A 21,744-nucleotide genomic window follows, 5' to 3' on the forward strand; every position below is an offset into this window, starting at 1 on the left:
ACCCTACAGAAGGTTAAACTTATGGTTAGTTCAGTCGATATTAAAAATAACGTAGATAATAAGCCTATTATTCGTCGAGTGGCTTCAGCATCCGCAATTGGTACTGCTGCTGAGTATTATGATTTTTTTGCATACGGGACTGCAGCTGTACTCTTTTTTGGTCATCTATTTTTCCCGAGTGACGATCCGTTAATAAGTACTCTCGCTGCTTTTGCAACCTATGCTGTTGGTTTCCTCGCAAGACCATTAGGAGGAATCGTCTTTGGGCATATTGGCGATAAGGTTGGGCGTAAAAAAGCACTGGTTATTACTATATTAATTGTTGGTTTGGGGACGTTCTGTATAGGGTTATTACCTACATATGAGAAAATAGGTGTCTGGGCTCCAGCTTTACTTATTTTTATTCGTGTATTACAGGGATTTGGCGTTGGAGGTGAGCAAGCTGGTGCAGTACTGATGACGGCTGAATATTCTGAACCCAAACATCGTGGATTTTTTTCCAGTTGGGTTCAAATCGGTGCGCCGGTTGGTTTCCTCCTGCCGTTAGCGCTCTTTGCGCTGTTAAATGCCACACTTTCTCCAGAGGCAATGATGGATTACGGGTGGCGTATACCGTTTCTGTTGAGTCTGTTGCTGGTTATTGTTGGACTGTTTATCCGCTTAAAAATTGATGAATCACCTGTCTTTGCTCAGATTAGGGAGACAAAAGCAGAAGAATCACGTCCATTAGTTGAAGTTATCCGCGATTTTCCTGGCATTGTTGTCAAGGGGGTCTGCGCGAAACTGATTGAAGCTTGCACATTTGCAATGTTCACAGTGATTGTTTTGGCTTACGGCAAGGCAAACAATCTTGATGCTAATATTTTGATGGAGACAATGATCGTTGCGGTCATAATAGAAATAATTGCAATACCGTTGATGGGGTCGCTATGCGATAAAATTGGACGTAAACCAGTCTATATTATCGGTGCGCTGCTGCAGGTCGTTATGATTATTCCTTTCTTTCTTGCGATTAATCAGGATAGTTTTTGGCTTACACAAATAGTAATGATCCTGGTACTGAGTGTTGGGCATAGTATGTGTTATGCACCTCAGGCTTCTTATTTTCCGGAGCTTTTCCCAACTCATATTCGCTGTAGCGGAATAGCTTTAATTTGGCAACTGGGGTCGCTAATAGGCAGTGGCATTCTTGGACTGGTAGCAGTAAAAATTCTGCAAGTAACAGGTGGACATTACTATGGACTTGCAACCTATGTGATTGTACTTGGAGTTATCTCAATTATTGGTTTGTTGATGATGCCGGAAACCGCTCCGCAAAGACTTAAGCGTGAATATCAGCAGTGGCAGAAACATTAATATCCTTTGGCGGCAGTATGCCGCCAAATTCACTGACTTTGGTATATAACTCAACAAATGATGTCATACCAATCATAAAAAGCTTAATGCAAATCAAAACATACAACCATACAGGCGTTACTCTGGAACAGTCCTGATTTCATTTATAAGTAGGCCATACCATGCAAAACAAGCTCTTAGCGGCAAAGGCTGCACTTCCTGACTACGATCGTACAAAACTGGTTCCGCGTATTGTTCATCTGGGGTTTGGCGCGTTTCACCGCGCACATCAGGGTGTTTACGCTGACATTCTGGCCGCCGATCACGTCAGTGACTGGGGCTACTGCGAAGTGAACCTGATTGGCGGCGAGCAGCAGATTTTCGATCTGAAACAGCAAGATAATCTGTATACCGTTGCAGAGATGTCTGCTGATGCCTGGACTGCGAGAGTCGTGGGCGTGGTGAAAAATGCATTGCATGCGCAGGTTGATGGTCTGGAAAGCGTACTGGCAGCGATGTGTGAACCGCAGGTTGCGATCGTTTCCCTGACCATCACCGAGAAAGGATACTGCCATTCTCCGGCGACCGGCCAACTGATGTTAGACAACCCAATGATTGCAGCCGATCTGCAAAACCCCAAACAGCCTAAAACTGCGCCGGGCGTGGTGGTTGAAGCCCTGGCGCGTCGCAAAGCTGCGGGTTTAGCCGCCTTTACCGTGATGTCCTGCGATAACATGCCAGAAAACGGTCATGTGATGCGCAATGTTGTCACTGCATATGCCCGAGCGGTGGATATGGAACTGGCCGCGTGGATCGAACAACATGTGACCTTCCCATCAACAATGGTTGACCGCATTGTCCCGGCGGTTACGCAGGAGACACTAGACAAAATTGAACATATCACCGGTGTACGCGACCCGGCAGGCGTGGCATGCGAACCGTTCCGCCAGTGGGTAATTGAAGATAACTTTGTTGCCGGCCGTCCTGAATGGGAAAAGGCCGGGGCGGAACTGGTGGCTGATGTCATTCCGTTTGAAGAGATGAAACTGCGTATGCTCAACGGCAGCCACTCTTTCCTTGCGTATCTTGGGTATCTGGCAGGATATCAACATATTAACGATTGCATGGGCGATGAAAACTATCGTCTTGCTGCACGTGCGCTGATGTTGCAGGAACAAGCACCTACGCTGAAAGTAAAAGGTGTTGACCTACAGCGCTACGCCGATCTGTTAATTGAACGCTACAGCAATCCGGCGCTGCGTCATCGTACCTGGCAGATCGCCATGGACGGTAGCCAAAAACTGCCGCAGCGTATGCTTGATTCCATTCGTTGGCACATTGTGCACGGTAGTGACTTTGCGCTGCTGGCACTGGGTGTCGCTGGTTGGATGCGTTACGTCGGTGGTGTGGATGAACAGGGCCAGGCGATTGAAATTAGCGATCCACTGTTGCCGGTGATCCAGAATGCAGTGCGTAGCAGTAACGAGGGAGAAGAGCGCGTTCAGGCGCTGCTGGCAATCGATGCTATTTTTGGCCGTGAACTGCCACAGGTTGAACTGTTCAACCGTCAGGTCACACAAGCGTATCTTACTTTACTGGCTGAAGGGGCGAAGGCGACGGTTGCGAAGTATGCAGCAAAACTGAAGTAACAAAGATTATGCTTTATGCCGCCATCTGGCTTGCAACGGCCAGATGGCGCTGTGTTTTCTGGCATTCACACCAATTAGTTCATGCCTAAACGAATCAGCTCGAGGGGGGCGTATTTGCCTTCACATCCTTCGATTTCCACTGTTTTCCCACGGCGAATCTGCTCAGCGGTCAGGCCATCGGTATCTATCGCTGTAATGCGGCCTGTGAGTCCGGTGTCGCTGATCATGACGCGGCTGCCAGTGGTGATTGCGTTACGGTTACGATCGTATGTTTTCATGGTGTTTTCTCCTTTCCAACTTACCGTCAAAGCCCGTGGGCTTTTAGTCCCACGTAACGGGCGCAATATAAATACGCTTCTCGTTAATGATTTTTTTTGTTTTCGATCAAAATCACAGCTTTTTTTATGCAGTTATGCGGGAGAGGGGAAAACGCAGGAGAAACTCACCCCGGAGTGAGGTGAGCGTAGTATTAATCTTCGCTGAACCAGTCGCTATTTTCCTGACGAATAAGCTGAACGGACTCACCAATTTCCTGAAGATGGAGCATCATTGCGCGCTCGACCGCATCGCCATCATGCTTCTCAAGGGCGGCAAAGATATCGTGATGCTGGCGTAGCAGCATTTCAGGCGGGGAAATATGATCCAGGCTCATATAACGAACGCGGTCAATTGTAGCCTTTATATTCTCAACGGTATCCCAGGCGAGTTGGCACTCGGCGATTAAAGCCAGTTTCTGATGAAACTCATCATCAAGCTGGAAGAAATCATTAATCTGTTTTCGGTCAATTGCGATGCGCTGCTGATGCAAATTCTGTTCAAGCTGATAGCACTGTTGATCGTTGATCAGCGATGCGGCGCGGCGTACCACGGCACATTCAATTGCCTGGCGAACAAAACAGCCGTTTTGCACCTGCGACAGCGAAATTTTATTCACGTAGCTGCCACGCTGCGGGCGGATCTGAATCAGACCGTTCTCGGCCAGTTTGATGAATGCTTCTCGTACCGGCTGGCGTGACACATTAAAACGTACGGAAACCTCTTTCTCCGACAGCGGTGTACCGGGTGCAATCAGACAATGCACGATATCACGGCGAAGAATACGGTAAATCTGTTGATTTACTGGCTGTGTAGGGTTGAGCTGCGTTTCTACGGTCATTCATTCTTACTTTTTAGAGAGTTAACCCGGATATTTTATCACTTCTTTCAGGCTATCTATACCCGGCGCAAGGCCGGGCAGAGAAATTAGCTCCGGTGGATACTCAGCCCGGCAAAAGACTGTGTGACAGGCATCATTTCAAGGGTGTTGATATTGACATGAGCCGGTAAAGAAGCCACCCACCATACCGCTTCTGTAACATCTTGCGGAGTCAGCGCCGTGGTATTTTCGTAGGCTTTTTCAGCTTTGGCGTCATCACCTTTAAAACGGACATTAGAGAACTCCGTACCGCCAACCAGACCCGGCTCGATGTCGGTAACGCGAATTGCAGTGCCGTGTAAATCAGTACGTAAATTCAAGCTAAACTGGCGAACAAACGCTTTGGTCGCACCGTAGACGTTACCGCCAGCGTATGGCCAGCTGCCCGCGGTAGAACCGATATTGATAATATGACCGCGGTTGCGTTCAACCATGCCTGGCAGAACGGCACGGGTCATATAAACCAGCCCCTTGTTGTTGGTGTCGATCATATTTTCCCAGTCTTCAATGCTGGCCTTGTGAGCAGGCTCAAGGCCCAGCGCCAGACCCGCGTTGTTGACCAGAACATCAATATTGCGCCATTCAGCAGGCAGGGCATCCATCATCTCTTCAATCGATGCACGATTACGTACGTCCAGTTGCGCGGTATAGAGGCGGTCACCCAATTCCTCTTTCAGTTCCTGCAGGCGCTCCTGGCGGCGTCCGGTGGCAATAACTTTATGCCCATTCTCAATAAAACGACGCGTAATGCACTCACCAAAACCTGCGGTTGCTCCGGTTACTAAAACGATCATCTCACTGTTCCTCAACGCTTTTTATGTCGTACTACCATAGCACGTCATTTCCGTTCAGAGCTATTCCTGCGTAACGCGATTGCGGTTGATTCCTGGGAAGTCTACTCTGGTAAACAAATCGTTTTCAGGAGTGAAAGATGTCGTTAACGAATCCTTTTTTACGTCACAGCACGTTGCCGTACCAGGCACCGAAGTTTGATCAGATAGAGGTGCAGCACTATCGCCCAGCGTTCGATGAAGGCGTGCGGCAAAAACGTGCAGAGATCGAGGCGATTGTGCAAAACCCGCAGGCCCCTGATTTTGCCAATACGTTGCTGGCGCTTGAACAAAGCGGCGCTTTGCTGACACGCGTAACCAGCGTTTTCTTCGCGATGACGGCGGCGCACACAAACGATGAACTACAGCGCCTTGACGAAGAGTTTTCCGCAGAACTGGCGAACCTTGCCAATGATATTTATCTCAATGGCGCGCTTTTTTCGCGCGTTGAAGCGGTCTGGCAACAGCGAGGTTCGCTCGGGCTGGATAACGAATCATTACGCTTGCTGGAGGTCATCCACCAGCGTTTTGTATTAGCCGGCGCGCGTTTAAATGAGGTCGATAAAGCGAACCTTAAAGCGCTCAATACAGAGTCCGCCACGTTGACCAGCCAGTTTAATCAACGTCTGCTGGCGGCGAACAAGTCCGGTGCTCTGGTGGTGGATGATGCACGTTACCTGGACGGACTCAGCGCAGAGGAAATTGCTGTTGCCGCCGAAGCTGCAAAGGAGAAAGGGCTTGAAGCGCGTTGGGTTATCCCGCTATTGAACACGACTCAGCAACCGGCGCTTGCGGCGTTACGCGATCGCCAGACCCGTGAGAATCTGTTCAACCGCGCCTGGGCGAGAGCAGAAAACAATGACGCTAACGATACTCGGGCGATTATTCAGCGACTGGTCGAGATCCGGATGCAGCAGGCGAAACTACTCGGTTTTGCCAATTACGCCGCCTGGAAAATTGCCGATCAGATGGCAAAAACACCGAAAGCTGCACTCAATTTCATGCGGGCGATTGTTCCCGCTGCGCGAGCCAGGGCATTGGATGAACAGGCCGAAATCCAGAATGTTATCAATCAAGAACAGGGGAAATTTAACGTCGAGGCCTGGGACTGGGCATTTTATGCCGAGCAGGTTCGTCGTGAGAAATATGCACTTGATGAGGCGCAGCTCAAACCTTACTTTGCCCTTGATACGGTGCTGAACGAGGGCGTTTTCTGGACAGCTAATCAACTCTTTGGCATAAAATTTATAGAACGGTTCGACATTCCTGTTTATCACCCGGATGTTAGGGTATGGGAAATATTCGATCACGATGGCGTAGGGCTGGCGTTATTTTACGGCGATTTCTTTGCCCGGGAATCGAAAAGCGGTGGTGCCTGGATGGGCAATTTTGTTGAGCAATCGCAACTCAATGAAACCCGGCCGGTTATTTACAACGTGTGTAATTATCAAAAACCAGCAAAGGGTCAGCCTGCATTGTTATTGTGGGATGATGTTATTACGTTATTTCATGAGTTTGGGCACACGTTGCACGGCCTGTTCGCCACTCAGCGTTATGCCACGCTTTCAGGGACCAACACTCCGCGTGATTTTGTTGAGTTTCCTTCGCAGATCAACGAACACTGGGCGAGTCATCCGCAGGTCTTTGCTCGTTTTGCTCGTCATGTTGATACCGGGGAGCAAATGCCGCAGGCGTTGCGGAATAAGATGCAGCTGGCCAGCCTGTTTAACAAAGGTTACGACATGACCGAACTGCTCAGTGCCGCATTGTTGGATATGCGTTGGCACAGTCTGGAAAAGAGCGCGTTATCTCTTTCGGTCGATCAATTTGAACAGCAGGCGCTGGCGGCTGAAGGTTTGGATCTCAAGGCTGTGCCGCCTCGTTATCGCAGCAGCTATTTTGCCCATATCTTCGGCGGCGGCTATGCCGCAGGGTATTACGCCTATTTGTGGACGCAAATGTTGGCCGATGACGGCTATCAGTGGTTTGTAGAGCAGGGCGGATTAACTCGCGAAAACGGGCAGAAATTCCGCGAAGCGATTTTGTCCCGCGGTAACGGTACTGATTTAACTGAACTTTATCGCCAATGGAGCGGGCGCGATCCAAAAATGGAGCCGATGCTGGAACATCGTGGTTTGAGCGCGTAAGGTTTGTTCAGAGGGGGAAAGTCCTCAATTCAGCTTAGCTAAACATAATGACGCCGATAAATTCATCATTGTGCTGAAAAGGAAATTACGCTGTAGGCCGGATAAGCGAAGCGCCATCCGGCTGCTTGTAACAGATTGCCGGATGGCGGCGTAAACGCCTTATCCGGCCTACTGCTCACTATCTTTTCGTGCATCCCCAACCGGGTGTAACGCCCGGTTTTTATATTACCTAAGAAATAACCTTGCAATTTAGGTCTCTAACCGGAAAAGATAGCTATAAAAAGCTTAAAGCATACACATCAGCTTTCTTAGCGGTTTTTATCTATCCGCGAAAATAAAAAGCTCAATGGCCGTGTTCAATTTGAGTCTGGTATGAACTGAGTGATGTACGCTATGCGGCGACCAGTGGCATAGCGCAACGCTATTGTTAATCGCGGCTTATTAATTACTATTAAAAAATTTACATAAATTTTCTTTTTTATCGTTAAGATAATTCCATCAGAAACGCTCGAACAGGGAGGGAGAACGTGATGATGAGAAATACGAAGGAAATAGATGCAATTTTGATTGAGTTGAACAAGTCCATTGATGCCCACTACAAATGGTTAGTGACCATGTTCCGCTGCGTGGTGTCTTCAGATGTTACGCAGCCAGATATTATGGGTGAAAACTCGCATTTTGCTTGTCGATTTGGACAGTGGCTTAATAATCAATCACGGTACAATGAGGATGATTGTAGTTACGTAAGCAAGATAAGCGCCACCCACGAAAAGATGCATTTATCAGGCAAGAAATTGCTAATGGCTATCGTGGAGAATCGTAGCCATTCATGGCATTTCGACAGCTTCCAGGATGCGCTGCTGGCATTTACCTCATCTGTAATGGACTACAAAATATATTTATTGAGTATCCGCAGTAATATCGACGCATTAACAGGTTTACCTGGCAGAAGAATGCTCGATGAGTCTTTTGATCGGCAGTTGCTCGATGCCGAACCGCTTAATCTTTATATATTGTTGTTAGATATCGATCGTTTTAAATACGTTAACGATACCTACGGCCATTTGGTTGGTGACGTGGTATTGCGGGCTCTGGCATCAAATTTATTGTCATGGACGCGATATGATGAGGCGGCGTACCGCTACGGTGGAGAAGAGTTCATTATCATCATCAGAACAAAAACGGACGAGCAGGCATGCCAGGCGGGTTTGCGACTTTGTCGTCTGATTGGTCAGAAAAAAATTCCCTACGCTGAGGGAGAGATCGGTATCACGGTGACGGCAGGCATAACCCGGGTTCAACAGGGTGAAACGCTGGATACCGCGCTTGGTCGGGCCGACAGGGCGATGTATCAGGGGAAACAGACCGGCAGGAATCGCTGCATGTTTATGGATGAAAATGAGCAAATTGCGTTGGTGGACACCAATGACGGAACCTCGTATCCCCTCAGTGCGTGAGTTTTCGAAAAACGCTTTGAGGTAGTTGCGTTTCGTTTAACTTTCATTGGGGTTGTCGATGATAGGTTAGCTGACTATCCGTTATCTTCGCAGGGAATTGCCAGATAGCGTATAAAAGCAAAACACAAATCTATCCATGCAAGCATTTACCGCTGGTTTATCCGGCGGTTTTTTTTATCTGTAAATCAGGAAAAAGGCACAGCGAGTGCGATTCAGGTAAAAAAATGGCCCCTTGTGCAGTTACGCTACAAGGGGCCGGGTCGGTGCAGGACTATCTCCGTTCATCAATCATCCCATCTGTGGCTAAAATACGCGGCCAGGAAACCGGAAAATAAAATAATTCCCAGAACAGCCATAAAAATATTCATATTACCCAGCATAGTAAATGCTCCTTTATCTGTGAGTTTCCTCTCTTACCTTAAGTTCACCTCGCTTATGACTATAGTAGCAATTCAATCTTAAACAAAGGCTGAACTGTGTGATTATTTCGACTGAAAAGTAAATTTTTGACATGATCACGTCGAATAAAATAAATAATAGTGACGAGACACATTTATCTGCGTACAAATAACCCTGTTTTTAAACCCTGAGACGCTGTTATGACGGTGTGCTGCTGATACAGATTGTTGCACGTTTATAATGCAGAGTTGTCTCATGGTGGTTCAATTTTTCGTGTGATTAATCCTTTTGGCGGGAAAATGTAATACTGATCTATGTGCGCGAGATGCTAATTTGTTGATTTTATATGAGGTTTTAATATCTGGCATCGTTTTTGCCTTATCACTTCTGAACACCCTTAATTTGCACCGTTTTGTCTGCCCGGCTGCACCGGAGCTTTCAGCAAGTCTAATTTCAGGAGTGAAACTATGCAGCGTCGTACATTTTTAAAAGCTTTTGCACTTTCTGCCTCTGTTGTCGCAATGGGCGTGAGTTTTATCGTTCAGGCAGCCGACACCATTAAGGTTGGCATCATGCATTCGTTATCCGGCACGATGGCCATATCCGAAACGCCGCTAAAAGATGTGGCGTTGATGACCATCGATGAAATAAATGCTCAGGGCGGTGTGTTGGGTAAAAAGCTGGAACCGGTGGTGGTTGACCCGGCCTCGAACTGGCCGTTATTTGCTGAAAAAGCAAGACAACTGCTGAGTCAGGACAAGGTGGCGGCAGTTTTCGGCTGCTGGACATCGGTTTCGCGTAAATCGGTTCTACCGGTATTTGAAGAGTTGAACGGTCTGCTGTTTTACCCGGTGCAATATGAAGGTGAGGAGATGTCGCCTAACGTCTTCTATACTGGCGCAGCCCCCAATCAGCAGGCGATCCCTGCGGTTGAGTATCTGATGAGTGAGGACGGCGGTAGCGCGAAACGCTTCTTCCTGCTGGGCACAGATTATGTTTATCCGCGCACGACCAACAAAATTTTACGCGCCTTTTTGCACTCAAAAGGGGTCGCCGATAAAGACATCGAAGAGGTGTACACCCCATTCGGACACAGCGATTACCAGACCATTGTCGCCAGCATTAAAAAATTCGCCGCAGGGGGAAAAACGGCGGTGGTATCAACCATCAATGGGGATTCTAACGTACCGTTCTATAAAGAGTTAGCGAATCAGGGGCTGAAAGCCACCGATGTGCCGGTGGTGGCTTTTTCCGTGGGTGAGGAGGAGCTACGCGGTATTGATACCAAACCGCTGGTGGGTAACCTTGCCGCCTGGAACTACTTTGAGTCCGTCGATAATGCGGCCAACAAAAAGTTTGTCGCTGATTACCGGGCGTATGCCAAAGCGCACAAATTACCGAATGCTGATTCGGTGGTGACGAACGACCCAATGGAAGCCACATATGTTGGCCTGCATATGTGGGCGCAGGCGGTAGAAAAAGCCGGAACTACCGATGTGGATAAAGTTCGTGCTGCTATGGCGGGGCAATCCTTCGCTGCGCCATCAGGTTTTACCCTGACCATGGATGCGACCAACCATCACCTGCATAAACCCGTCATGATTGGCGAGATTGAAGGCAACGGCCAGTTTAACGTGGTGTGGCAAACCGATGAGCCGGTCCGCGCCCAGCCGTGGAGTCCGTACATCGCTGGTAATGATAAAAAATCTGAACAGCCTGTGAAAACCGCCAGCAACTGATCTAACGCCCTCCTGCGGGAGGGTAATGCTTTGGAGAACGCTCATGAAAGCTATGCGCTTTATTCGTGGTGTGTTGTTGCTGATGTGGTTTTTGCCGTGGATAGCCCAGGCCGCAGATGCTGATACCTTTACCGCCGCCAACCGTGCTCAGCAGGGCGCCTTGCTTGAACAATGGGCGGTGAATCCTGACGTTCAGCGCATCCCGCTGCTCAGCGCACTGCGAGATGAGAACCTGCTGACCGATAACACGAAAAATGCCTTTATCATGAACGGCTCGCACGTACAGCCGTTAGGAACAGCGACAGCCCCAAACGGCGAGCTAAAAAAAATTCGCCTGACTAACCGCCTGCGTAATCTGGTAGCCGGAGCGTTGGCTGTCCATCAGCTCTTAAGTGACAGTGTCACGGTAAGGGTAAAGGCAGCTCGTACATTACAGCGTGAGGCGCAGCCGGGCATGCTGCCGTTTTTACAGCAACGACTGGCTCAGGAGTCAGATGGTGATGTGAAATCCGTACTCGCTATTGCACTGGCAAATCTGCAACTGAGCAGCACCTCGCCGGAGGTCAGGCTTCAGGCTATCGAACTATTAGGGGCGTCAAATGATCCTGAAACTCAGGCGCGCCTGCAGCCATTCACCCGGGCTGAACATGAACCCGATGCCCGAGTGCGTGCTGCCGCTGACGAAAGTCTGAATTCCATCTCGCATCGCATGAAGGTTGGGGATCTTCTTGGGCAGGCTTTCATGGGACTGTCACTGGGTTCTATTTTGCTGCTTGCGGCATTGGGTCTGGCGATAACCTATGGATTACTCGGCGTCATCAATATGGCGCATGGCGAGATGTTAATGCTCGGGGCGTACTGTACCTGGATGGTGCAACAGTTGATGGGGCAGTTTTTCCCGCACGGGTTAGCCTGGTATCCGGTTATTGCACTTCCGGTCGCCTTTTTGCTGACTGCGGCAGTAGGAATGCTGCTCGAGCGTGGGGTGATACGCCATTTATATGGCCGTCCGCTTGAAACGCTACTGGCGACCTGGGGTATCAGCCTGATGCTCATCCAGTTGGTGCGTATGACTTTCGGCGCGCAAAACCTGGAAGTCGCCAATCCGGCATGGCTTTCCGGCGGCATTCAGGTTTATGCCAATCTGATATTGCCGTGGAACCGAATAGTTGTGCTTGGCTTTGCCATGCTGGTGCTGTTCTTCACCTGGCTGCTGTTGAATAAAACACGCCTCGGGCTGCGCGTGCGTGCCGTGACGCAAAATCGCAATATGGCGGCCTGCTGCGGCGTACCCACGGGACGAGTCGATATGCTGGCCTTTGGCCTTGGTTCAGGAATTGCCGGACTGGGAGGTGTGGCGCTCTCGCAACTAGGTAACGTAGGACCGGAGCTGGGGCAAAGCTACATTATCGATTCGTTTTTGGTGGTGGTACTGGGCGGCGTTGGACAGCTTGCCGGGAGCGTGGCTGCAGCTTTTGGGCTGGGGATCTTCAATAAAATTCTGGAGCCTCAGGTGGGGGCGGTTCTTGGCAAAATCATGATCCTGGTGTTGATCATTCTGTTTATTCAGAAACGACCTCAGGGACTGTTCGCGCTGAAAGGGAGGGTTATTGACTGATGACGATGCCAATGACAATAACGCTGGCGCGTAAAGCGCCGCGTACAACACGCGTGCTGGGTCTGGGCTTACTGCTGGCGTTGATTATTCTGCCGTTTCTTGCGCTGTTACCTGCGGAGCATCCGCTGGCCATATCAGTGTGGACGTTGACGCTGGCCGGGAAAATTCTCTGCTATGCCATTGTGGCCGTTGCGCTGGATCTGGTGTGGGGTTATGCCGGAATGCTCTCGCTGGGACACGGTATCTTCTTCGCGCTGGGGGGCTATGCGATGGGAATGTACCTGATGCGCCAGGCTTCCGGCGAAGGATTACCGGCCTTTATGTCGTTCCTGTCGTGGAGCGAGCTGCCCTGGTTTTGGTGGGGGACGCAACATTTTCTCTGGGCGATGCTGCTGGTTGTTCTGGTGCCGGGCCTGCTGGCGCTGGTATTTGGTTGGTTTGCCTTCCGTTCAAAAATCAAAGGTGTCTATTTCTCCATCATGACCCAGGCCCTGACTTTCGCCGGAATGCTGCTGTTTTTCCGCAATGAAACCGGCTTTGGTGGAAATAACGGTTTTACTGGTTTTACCACCATTCTGGGGTTTCCGGTGACCGCGACGTCCACCAGGATCGCGCTGTTTCTGGCGACGGTTATGCTGCTGGTGCTGGCAATATGGCTGGGACTTGCGCTGGCCCGCAGTAAGTTTGGTCGTATTCTGACCGCCGTGCGCGATGCCGAGAACCGTCTGATGTTCTGTGGTTACGATCCGAAAGGTTTCAAGTTACTGGTGTGGACGCTTTCCGCTGTACTGTGCGGCCTGGCCGGGGCGCTTTATGTCCCGCAGGTAGGGATTATCAACCCCAGCGAAATGTCGCCGACCAACTCGATTGAAGCGGCGATTTGGGTTGCTCTCGGCGGACGTGGAACCCTGATCGGCCCGGTATTTGGCGCTGTACTGGTGAACGGTGCTAAAAGCCTGTTTACCGTCATTATGCCGGAATACTGGCAGCTGTTTCTTGGCCTGATCTTTATTGGCGTTACGCTTTTTTTACCCCGTGGTGTGATTGGTCTGTTTCGCAAAGGAGACAAATAATGCAGCCGGATGAAGGACTTTTTACTCGCCAGATGCCTGGAGATCGGTTTCGCGAACAAACGGACCCGGTACTCCAACTGGAAAAAATTAACGTTAATTTCGACGGATTCCAGGCGTTAACGGATCTCTCGCTCAATATTGGCGTCGGGGAGCTGCGCTGTATTATTGGCCCCAACGGCGCCGGGAAGACGACGTTAATGGATGTCATAACCGGTAAAACCAGACCGCAAAGTGGTCGTGCGATATACGATCAGTCGACCGATTTAACAACGCTCGATCCCATTGCCATCGCGCGTCAGGGGATTGGACGGAAATTTCAAAAGCCCACGGTATTTGAAGCATTAACGGTGGAAGAGAACCTGGAGCTGGCGCTGAAAAATGATAAATCTGTCTGGGGGGCTCTACGGGCACGACTCTCAGGCGAACAAAGGGATCGTATTGATGAAGTATTGGCGCTGTTGCGGCTGGGTAATGAGCGGGTCCGCCGCGCCGGTCTGCTTTCGCATGGGCAAAAACAGTTTCTCGAAATTGGCATGCTGCTGGTGCAGGAGCCGCATTTACTGCTACTGGATGAACCCGCGGCGGGGATGACGGATGCGGAAACGGAATACACGGCGGAGCTGTTTCGCCAGCTTGCCGGTAAGCACTCTCTGATGGTTGTTGAGCACGATATGGGATTTGTTGAAACCATTGCCGATCGCGTCACAGTATTACATCAGGGACGTGTCCTCGCTCAGGGGAGTCTTCGCGATGTGCAGGCCAACGAGCAGGTTATTGAAGTTTATCTCGGGCGTTAAGGAGTTTACATGCTGCAGGTGAAAGAACTGAATCAATATTATGGTGGCAGCCATATTCTGCGCGGGGTGAGCTTTGAAGCGCGTATCGGTGAGGTGACATGCTTGCTGGGGCGTAACGGCGTGGGGAAAACAACACTACTAAAGTGTCTGATGGGGCTTATTCCGGCCCGTAGCGGAAGCGTACTCTGGCAGGATAAAAATGTCACTCACTGGAAGCCACACCAGCGGGTCAGAGCCGGTGTGGCGTATGTCCCACAGGGGCGTGATATTTTTCCGCGTTTGACGGTCGAAGAGAATCTGCTGCTCGGTCTTTCCCGTTTTTCAGCACCGGAGGCCCGACATGTGCCTGATGATATTTACGCGCTCTTTCCGGTTTTACAGGAGATGAAGCATCGGCGTGGCGGAGATTTGTCCGGCGGGCAACAGCAGCAACTGGCCATTGGACGAGCGCTGGCAAGTCGCCCACAGTTGTTGATTCTTGATGAGCCAACGGAAGGGATCCAGCCGTCGGTGATTAAAGAGATTGGTCAGGTGATTTCTCAACTGGCGCACCGGGGGGATATGGCTATATTGCTGGTGGAGCAATTCTACGATTTTGCGCAGCAGCTGGCCGACAAATACCTGCTCATGTCGCGGGGCAGCATTATTCAAAGCGGCGATGGTAAAAATATGGAGGCCGAGGGCGTTCGGGGACTGGTTGCAATCTGAGGTATGCGACAGAGCGGCTTCGGCTCTGTCGCTATACTCATCAGCAGACCACCGTCTGCCCCCAGGGCTTGGCGCGCATGCCTTTTATCATGAGCGCCCAGGCAAGAACGATCGCCACTATCAGCGCGACAAACAGCGACCATGGCGGCAATGTGGTTAAAATGACGCCGCTGACTAATGGGTTAACCGCTGCGCCAAGCCAGCCCAACGACTGGGCGGAAAAATAGCTGGCTTTCATGCCTGCTGGCGCGATGTTGTCGATAAGCATGTATTCACCCGGCGCGTAAATGACTTCGCCGATAGTGAAAAAGGCAGCAGAAATTCCCCATAACAACAGACTGTTGCCGGAGAAAGCGAAACCGACCAGGCCAACGACAAAGAAGACTGTACCCACTGTCATCAACGGGCGGATATTCGTGGCGGTGAGCCTACGACCAAGTGCGTATTGCAGTGATACTACGATGGCGGCGTTAACGGGCAGGACGACTGCTACCACTTTCTCGGCAAAATCGCCATCCGCTACCACCATAACGTATTGCGAAATACAGGACGCAAAAGCACCGCCAACAAACGATGCCAGAAAGGCCGATAACGTAAACCAAAATAATGCCCGGTCGCGCAGGAGTACCGAAGGGGACCACACCGCGGCGTTTAAACCTTCTGATGGTGCTGTCGAACGTTTTACCCAGGTCTGGATAAACACCAGTGGCAATGCTGAACAGGCGGCAGCCAGCCAGAATGGCAGGTTAATGCTTTGCATCACCAGTAGAGTGCCCAGCGGTGGACCAACGGTCCAGCCAATATTCAGCACGGTATAGTTAAGCGAGAAAATTTTAGTCTTGTTGGTGGCTGACAGATTATCGGCAAACCAGGCCTTCAGCACCGTGGCGAAGACGGAGTAGGCACAGTTGATCAGGGCAAAGAGTAAAACCACTACCACCACGTTATGCACCAGCGGGATTGCAATAAAGCCGGAAGCAAAGCCACAAATTGCCAGCAGCATATAGCGTTTTTTATCGAACTTGTCGGCCAGAATACCAAAGCCAAGGCTGAACACCACGCCAATGGTCAGCGCGACCGTCATCGCATAGCCGATCAGGTCAACGCTCAGATGATACTGCCGACTGAGGTAAATCGTCATAAATGGCAGAGTGGCGCCACGGCCAATTGTTAATAACAAAGATGACGCGAGTAACGCGAGAGTGGACCTTCTCAAGGAGATATTCATTTGCCTGCCCGACAATGCATGTTGTTATGTTTTTTTTAGATATAAGAAACAAATAGCATGTCAAAACTGTGATGTACACTCAATAAGTTGTCCGAAAATGCCTTGCGTGGCCTACCTGAAATAATGATCTGTTACGGCACAACGATTTCCGTTACTTTAACTTGTTTACAAAAATTTAATATTTGCAGGGGCGGTGGTATGTCGCGTAAAGACGGGTTGTTAGCGTTACTGGTTGTCGTGGTTTGGGGGCTGAACTTTGTCGTTATTAAAGTGGGTCTGCACAATATGCCACCGCTAATGTTGGCGGGATTACGTTTTTTACTGGTTGCGTTTCCGGCAATACTCTTTGTTGCCAGGCCGAAAATCCCACTTTCGCTGTTGCTCGGCTATGGCCTGACCATCAGTTTTGGGCAGTTCGCATTTCTCTTTAGCGCTATCAAATTCGGTATGCCTGCAGGGTTAGCTTCTCTGGTATTGCAGGCTCAGGCGTTTTTTACCATTGTTCTGGGCGCATTTGCTTTCGGTGAGCGCCTGCAGGGTAAACAATTGGTTGGGATTGCGCTGGCGGTATTTGGCGTGCTGGTGCTGATTGAGGCCAGTCTGAACGGTCAGCATGTTGGCATGCTCGGTTTTATGCTGACGCTGGCGGCGGCGCTAAGCTGGGCCTGCGGTAATATCTTTAACAAAAAAATCATGCAGCATACCTCGCGCCCAGCCGTTATGTCGTTGGTGGTATGGAGCGCGTTAATCCCTATTGCTCCGTTCTTCCTTGCTTCATTAATTCTCGATGGTCCAACGCAAATGATCCACAGTCTGGTGGAGATAGATATGACCACCATTCTTTCACTGGTTTATCTGGCGTTTGTGGCGACCATTGTGGGTTACGGTATCTGGGGTTCGTTACTCGGACGCTATGAAACCTGGCGTGTCGCGCCGTTGTCGCTGTTGGTGCCGGTCGTTGGACTGGCGAGTGCGGTCGTGCTGCTGGATGAAACGCTGACCGGATTGCAACTGCTCGGTGCGCTACTGATCATGGCAGGGTTGTATATCAATGTGTTTGGCTTTCGGTTGAGTAAGGTTGCGTCGGTGAGGGGCTAAAAAAAGCCCCGCAGTGGCGGGGCAATATAATTACAGGTTGCGCATATTGTAATAAGGCACACCTAATTCGTCGGACTTGTCGCTGCCTGCACCCATATGATTAAAATCGAACGGGGACTGATCGTGCGCAGGGGGCATAATCATCGCGTCGCGACTGTTCTGGGTGGCAGGTTGCGCGGTCTGTTCCGCCATGCTCTGGCCCGAAACAACAAACAGCAGGGCCAGCATTGCATAAGACAGAAGTTTCATGATTTCCTCGGTTACGTCGTTAACTGGCGATTAGCAATTACATTGATTGAGTGGAAGCAAATAGCGTGATTCGCCGTGCATATTCGTCATACGGTACTTATGCGGCGGAACATCAAAATAGTTTTTGAATGTCCGGGTCAGCGTCTGCTGAGACTCAAAACCGTAACGCTCTGCCAGATAAAGAATGGGCTCGTTACTCTCTTTTAATTTTTGCGCTATTTCAGTCATTTTACGGCTGCGAATGTATTGACCCAGTGAATGACCGGTTTCTTTTTTAAACATCCGTTGCAGGTGCCATTTGGAGTAACCTGAACGCTCAGACACTTTTTCCAGCGAGAGCGGCGATTCAAGGTTATTTTCGATCCAGTCCAAAATGCTATGAATAGTGATTGTGTCAGTATTGCGTCTGGACATCGTCATACCTCTTTCTGTTTACGGCAGGATTCTCTTAAGCAAGTGCTCAAGTGTGGCTACTTCATCCGCCGTTAAGTTTTTTGTTAGTTCCTGGTGCAGGTCTTGCCCTACTAATTGATGACACTGCTCGCAAATTGCTGCGCCATGCTCAGTGAGTTTCACCAGCACGCCACGCTTGTCATGTGGATTCGGAAGCCTTTCGATCCAGCCTTTACAGGCCAGTCTGTCCAGCATCCGCGTCAGGGCGCCAAGGTCGACAGACAGCACTTTTTTCAATTCGACAGGGGTGATGCACACCGCGCAACGGATGGAGCAGAGCACCTTGAACTGCGATGCCGTGATATCCAGCGGTGACAGATAGTCGTTTAACAAACGATCTTTTTTCTGATTAACCATATAGATCAAACGACCCAGTGGGATGATTTCGTTAAACAGATCACTGGTGTTTTTCACAATGGTTGCCCTGGCAAGTAGTTAGTCACGGCTGATATTATTGCTTAGGCAAATATAAGTCAAATGAATGAGTCAGCAAATGCCACGTTTTGTTAAATCATCGGACTCAACATCCGATGAGTGAAATTTTAACGATCTGATAATTATGGTTTATACGCGTGGATGAAAAATGAATCCTTACATCGCGAAAATGGCTTATCTCGCGGATTTCACCGTATACTTGCCGTTGACGATTAACGCACAGGAAAGATGACATTATGATGGACTTGTTTAAAGCGATAGGACTTGGGCTGGTAGTCCTGTTACCGTTGGCAAACCCGTTAACCACCGTAGCGTTGTTCCTTGGCCTTGCCGGCAATATGAACAGCGCAGAGCGTAACCGTCAGTCACTCATGGCGTCCGTTTACGTGTTTGCCATCATGATGGTGGCGTACTATGCCGGGCAACTTGTGATGAATACCTTCGGGATTTCGATTCCCGGACTACGTATTGCGGGTGGGTTAATCGTTGCGTTTATCGGCTTCCGGATGCTGTTTCCGCAGCAGAAGGCGCATGATTCTCCGGAAGCAAGAAGCAAGTCAGAAGAGCTGGAAGACGAGCCGACTGCCAATATCGCCTTTGTACCGCTGGCTATGCCAAGCACTGCCGGTCCGGGAACGATTGCGATGATCATCAGTTCCGCGTCAACCGTGCGTCATGGTTCCGAATTTCCGGACTGGGTGATCATGGTTGCACCGCCGATTATTTTTGCGGTTGTTGGGATTATCCTGTGGGGCTGTTTGCGCAGTTCCGGGGGGATCATGCGCCTCGTCGGCAAAGGTGGTATCGAAGCGATTTCTCGTTTGATGGGCTTCTTACTGGTGTGTATGGGCGTGCAGTTTATTATTAACGGCGTGCTGGAAATTATTAAAACCTACGCTTAGAACGCTGTGCCCGGTAATCGTTAATGTCTACCGGGCACATTTTTCACGAATGCTGAGGCTGTTCTTCCAACGATACCGGCCATTTACGAAAGATAATCACCGACCATATCAACGCGGCAACGGCAGGCACTGCGCCGACGTAACCAATCGTAGACATCGACCAGTGCAAACTCACCTGATTGCCTACCAGCGCACCAGCGCCAATACCGATATTAAAGATACCTGAGAACAGTGCCATTGCGACGTCAGTCGCATCCGGAGCAAGCGCCAGCACTTTCACCTGCATACCCAGACCTATCAGCATGATGGCGACGCCCCAGAAAATACTCAGGACAGCAAGGTGCATTTCGCTGTCAGCAGCGGGAAGTAACAGCACCAGGCATACCGTCAACAGGGCAATGGCACTGCTAATCAGCACTGACGCATGCAGATTCCCCAGCTTACCGAAAATGACGCTACCGACAATTCCCGCGCCACCCAGAACCAGCAACAGCACGGTAGCAAAGTTTGCGCTCAGACCCGCGACGGTCTGCACAAACGGCTCGATATAGCTGTAGGCCGTGTAATGTGCGGTGACCACAATCACCGTCAGTAGATACAGACTCATCAATGCCGGACGATGGAATAACACCGGCAGGCTTTTTAAAGAGCCGGAGTGCTCACTGGGTAGTTTGGGCAGGAGCTTTATCAGGCAAAGCAAGGTAACTAACGCCCCCATACCGATGGCGAAGAAGGTTGTGCGCCAGCCAAAATACTGACCGACGATACGCCCGATTGGCAGCCCAAGCACCATCGCCAGCGCGGTGCCAGTGGCAATCAGGCTGAGAGCCTGTGCACGTTTACCGGCAGGAGCCAGGCGGATCGCCAGCGATGCGGTAATCGACCAGAAAATAGCGTGCGCAAAAGCAATACCAATACGGCTAATTACCAGCACGGTAAAATTCCATGCCAGGAAAGAGAGCACATGGCTGGCGATAAACACAACAAACAGACAGATCAGCAGTTTTCGGCGCTCCACCTGACTGGTAAGTAACATAAAAGGGAGCGACATCAGGGCTACAACCCAGGCGTAGATCGTCAGCATGATCCCGACCTGAGCGGTCTGCATATTGAAGCTTTGTGCGATGTCGGACAGCAAGCCGACAGGGACAAACTCGGTGGTATTGAAAATAAAACCGGCAATGGCAAGCGTAACTACCCGTAGCCACGCGACCTTGCGGGAAACAGTGTCTGTTGTCATATCAAATAAGAGGATTAGCTGCGAAAAGGTAAGGCCACGATCTTAAAACGTTTGCTGGCGAAAATACAATCATTTTGTGATATGGATCTCATTTCATTGGTAGGGCGCTACAATTTGCTGCCGAACATTCCTCGTATTTTTAAGTATTTCAATAATAATGAAATTCCGGGCGTATGACTTCACCCGGATTTACAGGTATTCATGTTCTTTGAGGATCGCCAGTTACTCCGGGTCGTGTGATAACTGAGGGTTCAACACCTCAATAAACGCTTCCAGTTGACGTGTCATTGCACCTCTGCGCCAGACCAGCCATGTATTCAGCCAGCGCCAGTTCTCGCTTAGCGGCCAGGCGTTGACCTGATGATGCCCTGGCATGCTCTCCAGCATCGATCGCGGGATCAGTGCGATACCCGCGCCGGCAATGACGCAGGCCAGCATACCGTGATATGACTCCATTTCATGAATGGTGCCGGGCATGGCGCGATCGGCATGAAACCAGCTTTCAAAATGGCGGCGATAGGAACAGTTGGCGCGAAAGGCGTAAATACTGCAACCGTTGACGTCGCTGGCCCGCTGAATGGGGGGATGGCCGTGCGGCGTCACGATCATCATCTCTTCACGGTAGACCGGCATTCCTTCAAGTCCCGGATGGGTAATTGGACCATCGACAAAGGCCGCGTTCAATGTTCCGTCGAGTACGCCGTCCAGCATTGTGCCTGAAGGACCTGTCGCCAGCGCGAACTGAATTTTGGGGTAACGCTGATTATATTCAGCCAGCGTAGCGGGGATGCGAACTGCTGCTGTACTTTCAAGCGAGCCGAGAGAGAAGAGTCCTTGTGGCTCATCCCCGGCGACGACCATCATGGCTTCCTCAACCAGTGCCAGGATCCGCTGGCTGTAGCGCAAAAAGTTGTGCCCGGATGGGGAAAGCCGCAGGCGCTGGTTTTCACGAATAAACAGATCAACGCCCAGGTCGGCTTCAAGCTGACGTATACGGGTGGTGAGATTGGATGGCACGCGATGCACCTTCGCGGCGGCCTGCGTAATACTGCCAGTCTCCGCGACGGCATTGAACATTTCCAGCTGCGTCAGATCCATAATCTTCTCTATTCGTGAATGGTATGGTTAATATTATTCATTTTTCAGAAAGAGTAAATATGCTCATGATATAACCATACCCTGCGATAAAGAG

The 21,744-nt window shown here is 50.3% G+C and carries 21 protein-coding genes; 11 read left to right on the top strand and 10 right to left on the bottom strand.

Annotation, left to right across the window (positions count from 1 at the left end):
- The first annotated feature begins 21 nt into the window (after positions 1–21).
- Together OGY68_RS17635 and OGY68_RS17640 are read left to right on the top strand one after the other, a co-directional pair.
- Positions 22–1,356: an MFS transporter gene (locus OGY68_RS17635; RefSeq protein WP_051642672.1), complete on the top strand. Its 1,335-nt coding sequence runs from the start codon at positions 22–24 to the stop codon at positions 1,354–1,356.
- A 161-nt stretch (positions 1,357–1,517) separates the two neighbouring features.
- Positions 1,518–2,984: a mannitol dehydrogenase family protein gene (locus OGY68_RS17640; protein WP_057068710.1), complete on the top strand. Its 1,467-nt coding sequence runs from the start codon at positions 1,518–1,520 to the stop codon at positions 2,982–2,984.
- 74 nt (positions 2,985–3,058) lie between these two features.
- Here the strand turns inward: OGY68_RS17640 and ydfZ are convergent, their stop codons facing one another.
- From ydfZ to ydfG, 3 genes are all read right to left on the bottom strand, one after another.
- Positions 3,059–3,262, bottom strand: a complete 204-nt coding sequence (gene ydfZ / locus OGY68_RS17645) for a putative selenium delivery protein YdfZ (RefSeq protein WP_003032393.1) — start codon at positions 3,260–3,262, stop codon at positions 3,059–3,061.
- Positions 3,263–3,453: 191 nt separating this feature from the next.
- Positions 3,454–4,140, bottom strand: coding sequence for a GntR family transcriptional regulator (locus OGY68_RS17650; protein ID WP_003032396.1), 687 nt, complete (start codon positions 4,138–4,140; stop codon positions 3,454–3,456).
- Between the two features lie 86 nt (positions 4,141–4,226).
- A complete protein-coding gene (ydfG, locus tag OGY68_RS17655) occupies positions 4,227–4,973 on the bottom strand; it encodes a bifunctional NADP-dependent 3-hydroxy acid dehydrogenase/3-hydroxypropionate dehydrogenase YdfG (RefSeq protein WP_020996406.1) in 747 nt (248 codons plus the stop codon).
- Between the two features lie 137 nt (positions 4,974–5,110).
- Here ydfG and dcp point away from each other — a divergent pair, with 137 nt between their 5' ends.
- Both dcp and OGY68_RS17665 read left to right on the top strand, forming a co-directional pair.
- Complete coding sequence (gene dcp / locus OGY68_RS17660; RefSeq protein ID WP_286617296.1) at positions 5,111–7,156, top strand: peptidyl-dipeptidase Dcp; 2,046 nt, start codon at positions 5,111–5,113, stop codon at positions 7,154–7,156.
- Between the two features lie 530 nt (positions 7,157–7,686).
- Positions 7,687–8,613, top strand: a complete 927-nt coding sequence (locus OGY68_RS17665) for a diguanylate cyclase (protein ID WP_008784739.1) — start codon at positions 7,687–7,689, stop codon at positions 8,611–8,613.
- Between the two features lie 284 nt (positions 8,614–8,897).
- Here the strand turns inward: OGY68_RS17665 and mgtS are convergent, their stop codons facing one another.
- Entirely contained in the window at positions 8,898–8,993 is a 96-nt protein-coding gene (mgtS, locus tag OGY68_RS17670; RefSeq protein ID WP_003032406.1) for a protein MgtS, read from the bottom strand.
- Between the two features lie 486 nt (positions 8,994–9,479).
- On the opposite strand from mgtS, the gene urtA reads away from it, so the two are divergent.
- The 5 genes from urtA to urtE are packed head-to-tail and all read left to right on the top strand — an operon-like array spanning position 9,480 to position 14,947.
- On the top strand, positions 9,480–10,751 hold the full coding sequence (urtA, locus tag OGY68_RS17675; protein ID WP_286579731.1) for an urea ABC transporter substrate-binding protein: 1,272 nt from the start codon (positions 9,480–9,482) through the stop codon (positions 10,749–10,751).
- A 43-nt stretch (positions 10,752–10,794) separates the two neighbouring features.
- Positions 10,795–12,369 (top strand): urea ABC transporter permease subunit UrtB, encoded by a 1,575-nt coding sequence (gene urtB, locus OGY68_RS17680; RefSeq protein WP_057067527.1) that lies wholly within the window; start codon positions 10,795–10,797, stop codon positions 12,367–12,369.
- The gene (urtC, locus tag OGY68_RS17685) at positions 12,369–13,442 is read left to right on the top strand and encodes an urea ABC transporter permease subunit UrtC (protein ID WP_008784742.1); all 1,074 of its coding nucleotides are present in this window, start codon (positions 12,369–12,371) and stop codon (positions 13,440–13,442) included. Before urtB ends, urtC begins: the two co-directional genes overlap by 1 nt.
- Complete coding sequence (gene urtD, locus OGY68_RS17690; RefSeq protein ID WP_032943409.1) at positions 13,442–14,239, top strand: urea ABC transporter ATP-binding protein UrtD; 798 nt, start codon at positions 13,442–13,444, stop codon at positions 14,237–14,239. The genes urtC and urtD overlap by 1 nt, the downstream gene beginning before the upstream one ends.
- Before the next feature lie 9 nt (positions 14,240–14,248).
- On the top strand, positions 14,249–14,947 hold the full coding sequence (urtE, locus tag OGY68_RS17695; protein ID WP_048214207.1) for an urea ABC transporter ATP-binding subunit UrtE: 699 nt from the start codon (positions 14,249–14,251) through the stop codon (positions 14,945–14,947).
- A gap of 40 nt (positions 14,948–14,987) precedes the next feature.
- Here the strand turns inward: urtE and ydeE are convergent, their stop codons facing one another.
- Entirely contained in the window at positions 14,988–16,175 is a 1,188-nt protein-coding gene (gene ydeE, locus OGY68_RS17700; RefSeq protein WP_032943415.1) for an efflux MFS transporter YdeE, read from the bottom strand.
- A gap of 198 nt (positions 16,176–16,373) precedes the next feature.
- Here ydeE and eamA point away from each other — a divergent pair, with 198 nt between their 5' ends.
- Positions 16,374–17,273: an O-acetylserine/cysteine exporter gene (gene eamA, locus OGY68_RS17705; RefSeq protein ID WP_057067524.1), complete on the top strand. Its 900-nt coding sequence runs from the start codon at positions 16,374–16,376 to the stop codon at positions 17,271–17,273.
- A gap of 30 nt (positions 17,274–17,303) precedes the next feature.
- On the opposite strand, the gene marB is transcribed toward eamA, so the two are convergent.
- Genes marB through marR form a run of 3 tightly spaced genes read right to left on the bottom strand, consistent with a single transcriptional unit; the run spans position 17,304 to position 18,389 of the window.
- Positions 17,304–17,522 (bottom strand): multiple antibiotic resistance protein MarB, encoded by a 219-nt coding sequence (gene marB / locus OGY68_RS17710; RefSeq protein ID WP_003832934.1) that lies wholly within the window; start codon positions 17,520–17,522, stop codon positions 17,304–17,306.
- A 30-nt stretch (positions 17,523–17,552) separates the two neighbouring features.
- Entirely contained in the window at positions 17,553–17,936 is a 384-nt protein-coding gene (gene marA / locus OGY68_RS17715) for an MDR efflux pump AcrAB transcriptional activator MarA (RefSeq protein WP_003032424.1), read from the bottom strand.
- An 18-nt stretch (positions 17,937–17,954) separates the two neighbouring features.
- A complete protein-coding gene (gene marR / locus OGY68_RS17720; protein ID WP_003832935.1) occupies positions 17,955–18,389 on the bottom strand; it encodes a multiple antibiotic resistance transcriptional regulator MarR in 435 nt (144 codons plus the stop codon).
- Positions 18,390–18,646: 257 nt separating this feature from the next.
- On the opposite strand from marR, the gene OGY68_RS17725 reads away from it, so the two are divergent.
- Complete coding sequence (locus OGY68_RS17725) at positions 18,647–19,312, top strand: MarC family NAAT transporter (RefSeq protein ID WP_003832936.1); 666 nt, start codon at positions 18,647–18,649, stop codon at positions 19,310–19,312.
- Positions 19,313–19,355: 43 nt separating this feature from the next.
- Here the strand turns inward: OGY68_RS17725 and OGY68_RS17730 are convergent, their stop codons facing one another.
- Complete coding sequence (locus tag OGY68_RS17730; protein WP_032943422.1) at positions 19,356–20,552, bottom strand: sugar transporter; 1,197 nt, start codon at positions 20,550–20,552, stop codon at positions 19,356–19,358.
- A 222-nt stretch (positions 20,553–20,774) separates the two neighbouring features.
- Complete coding sequence (ptrR, locus tag OGY68_RS17735) at positions 20,775–21,650, bottom strand: putrescine utilization regulator PtrR (RefSeq protein WP_057067523.1); 876 nt, start codon at positions 21,648–21,650, stop codon at positions 20,775–20,777.
- Between the last annotated feature and the right edge of the window lie 94 nt (positions 21,651–21,744).

The organism is Citrobacter sp. Cpo065, assembly GCF_030332805.1.
GTDB lineage: Bacteria > Pseudomonadota > Gammaproteobacteria > Enterobacterales > Enterobacteriaceae > Citrobacter > Citrobacter portucalensis.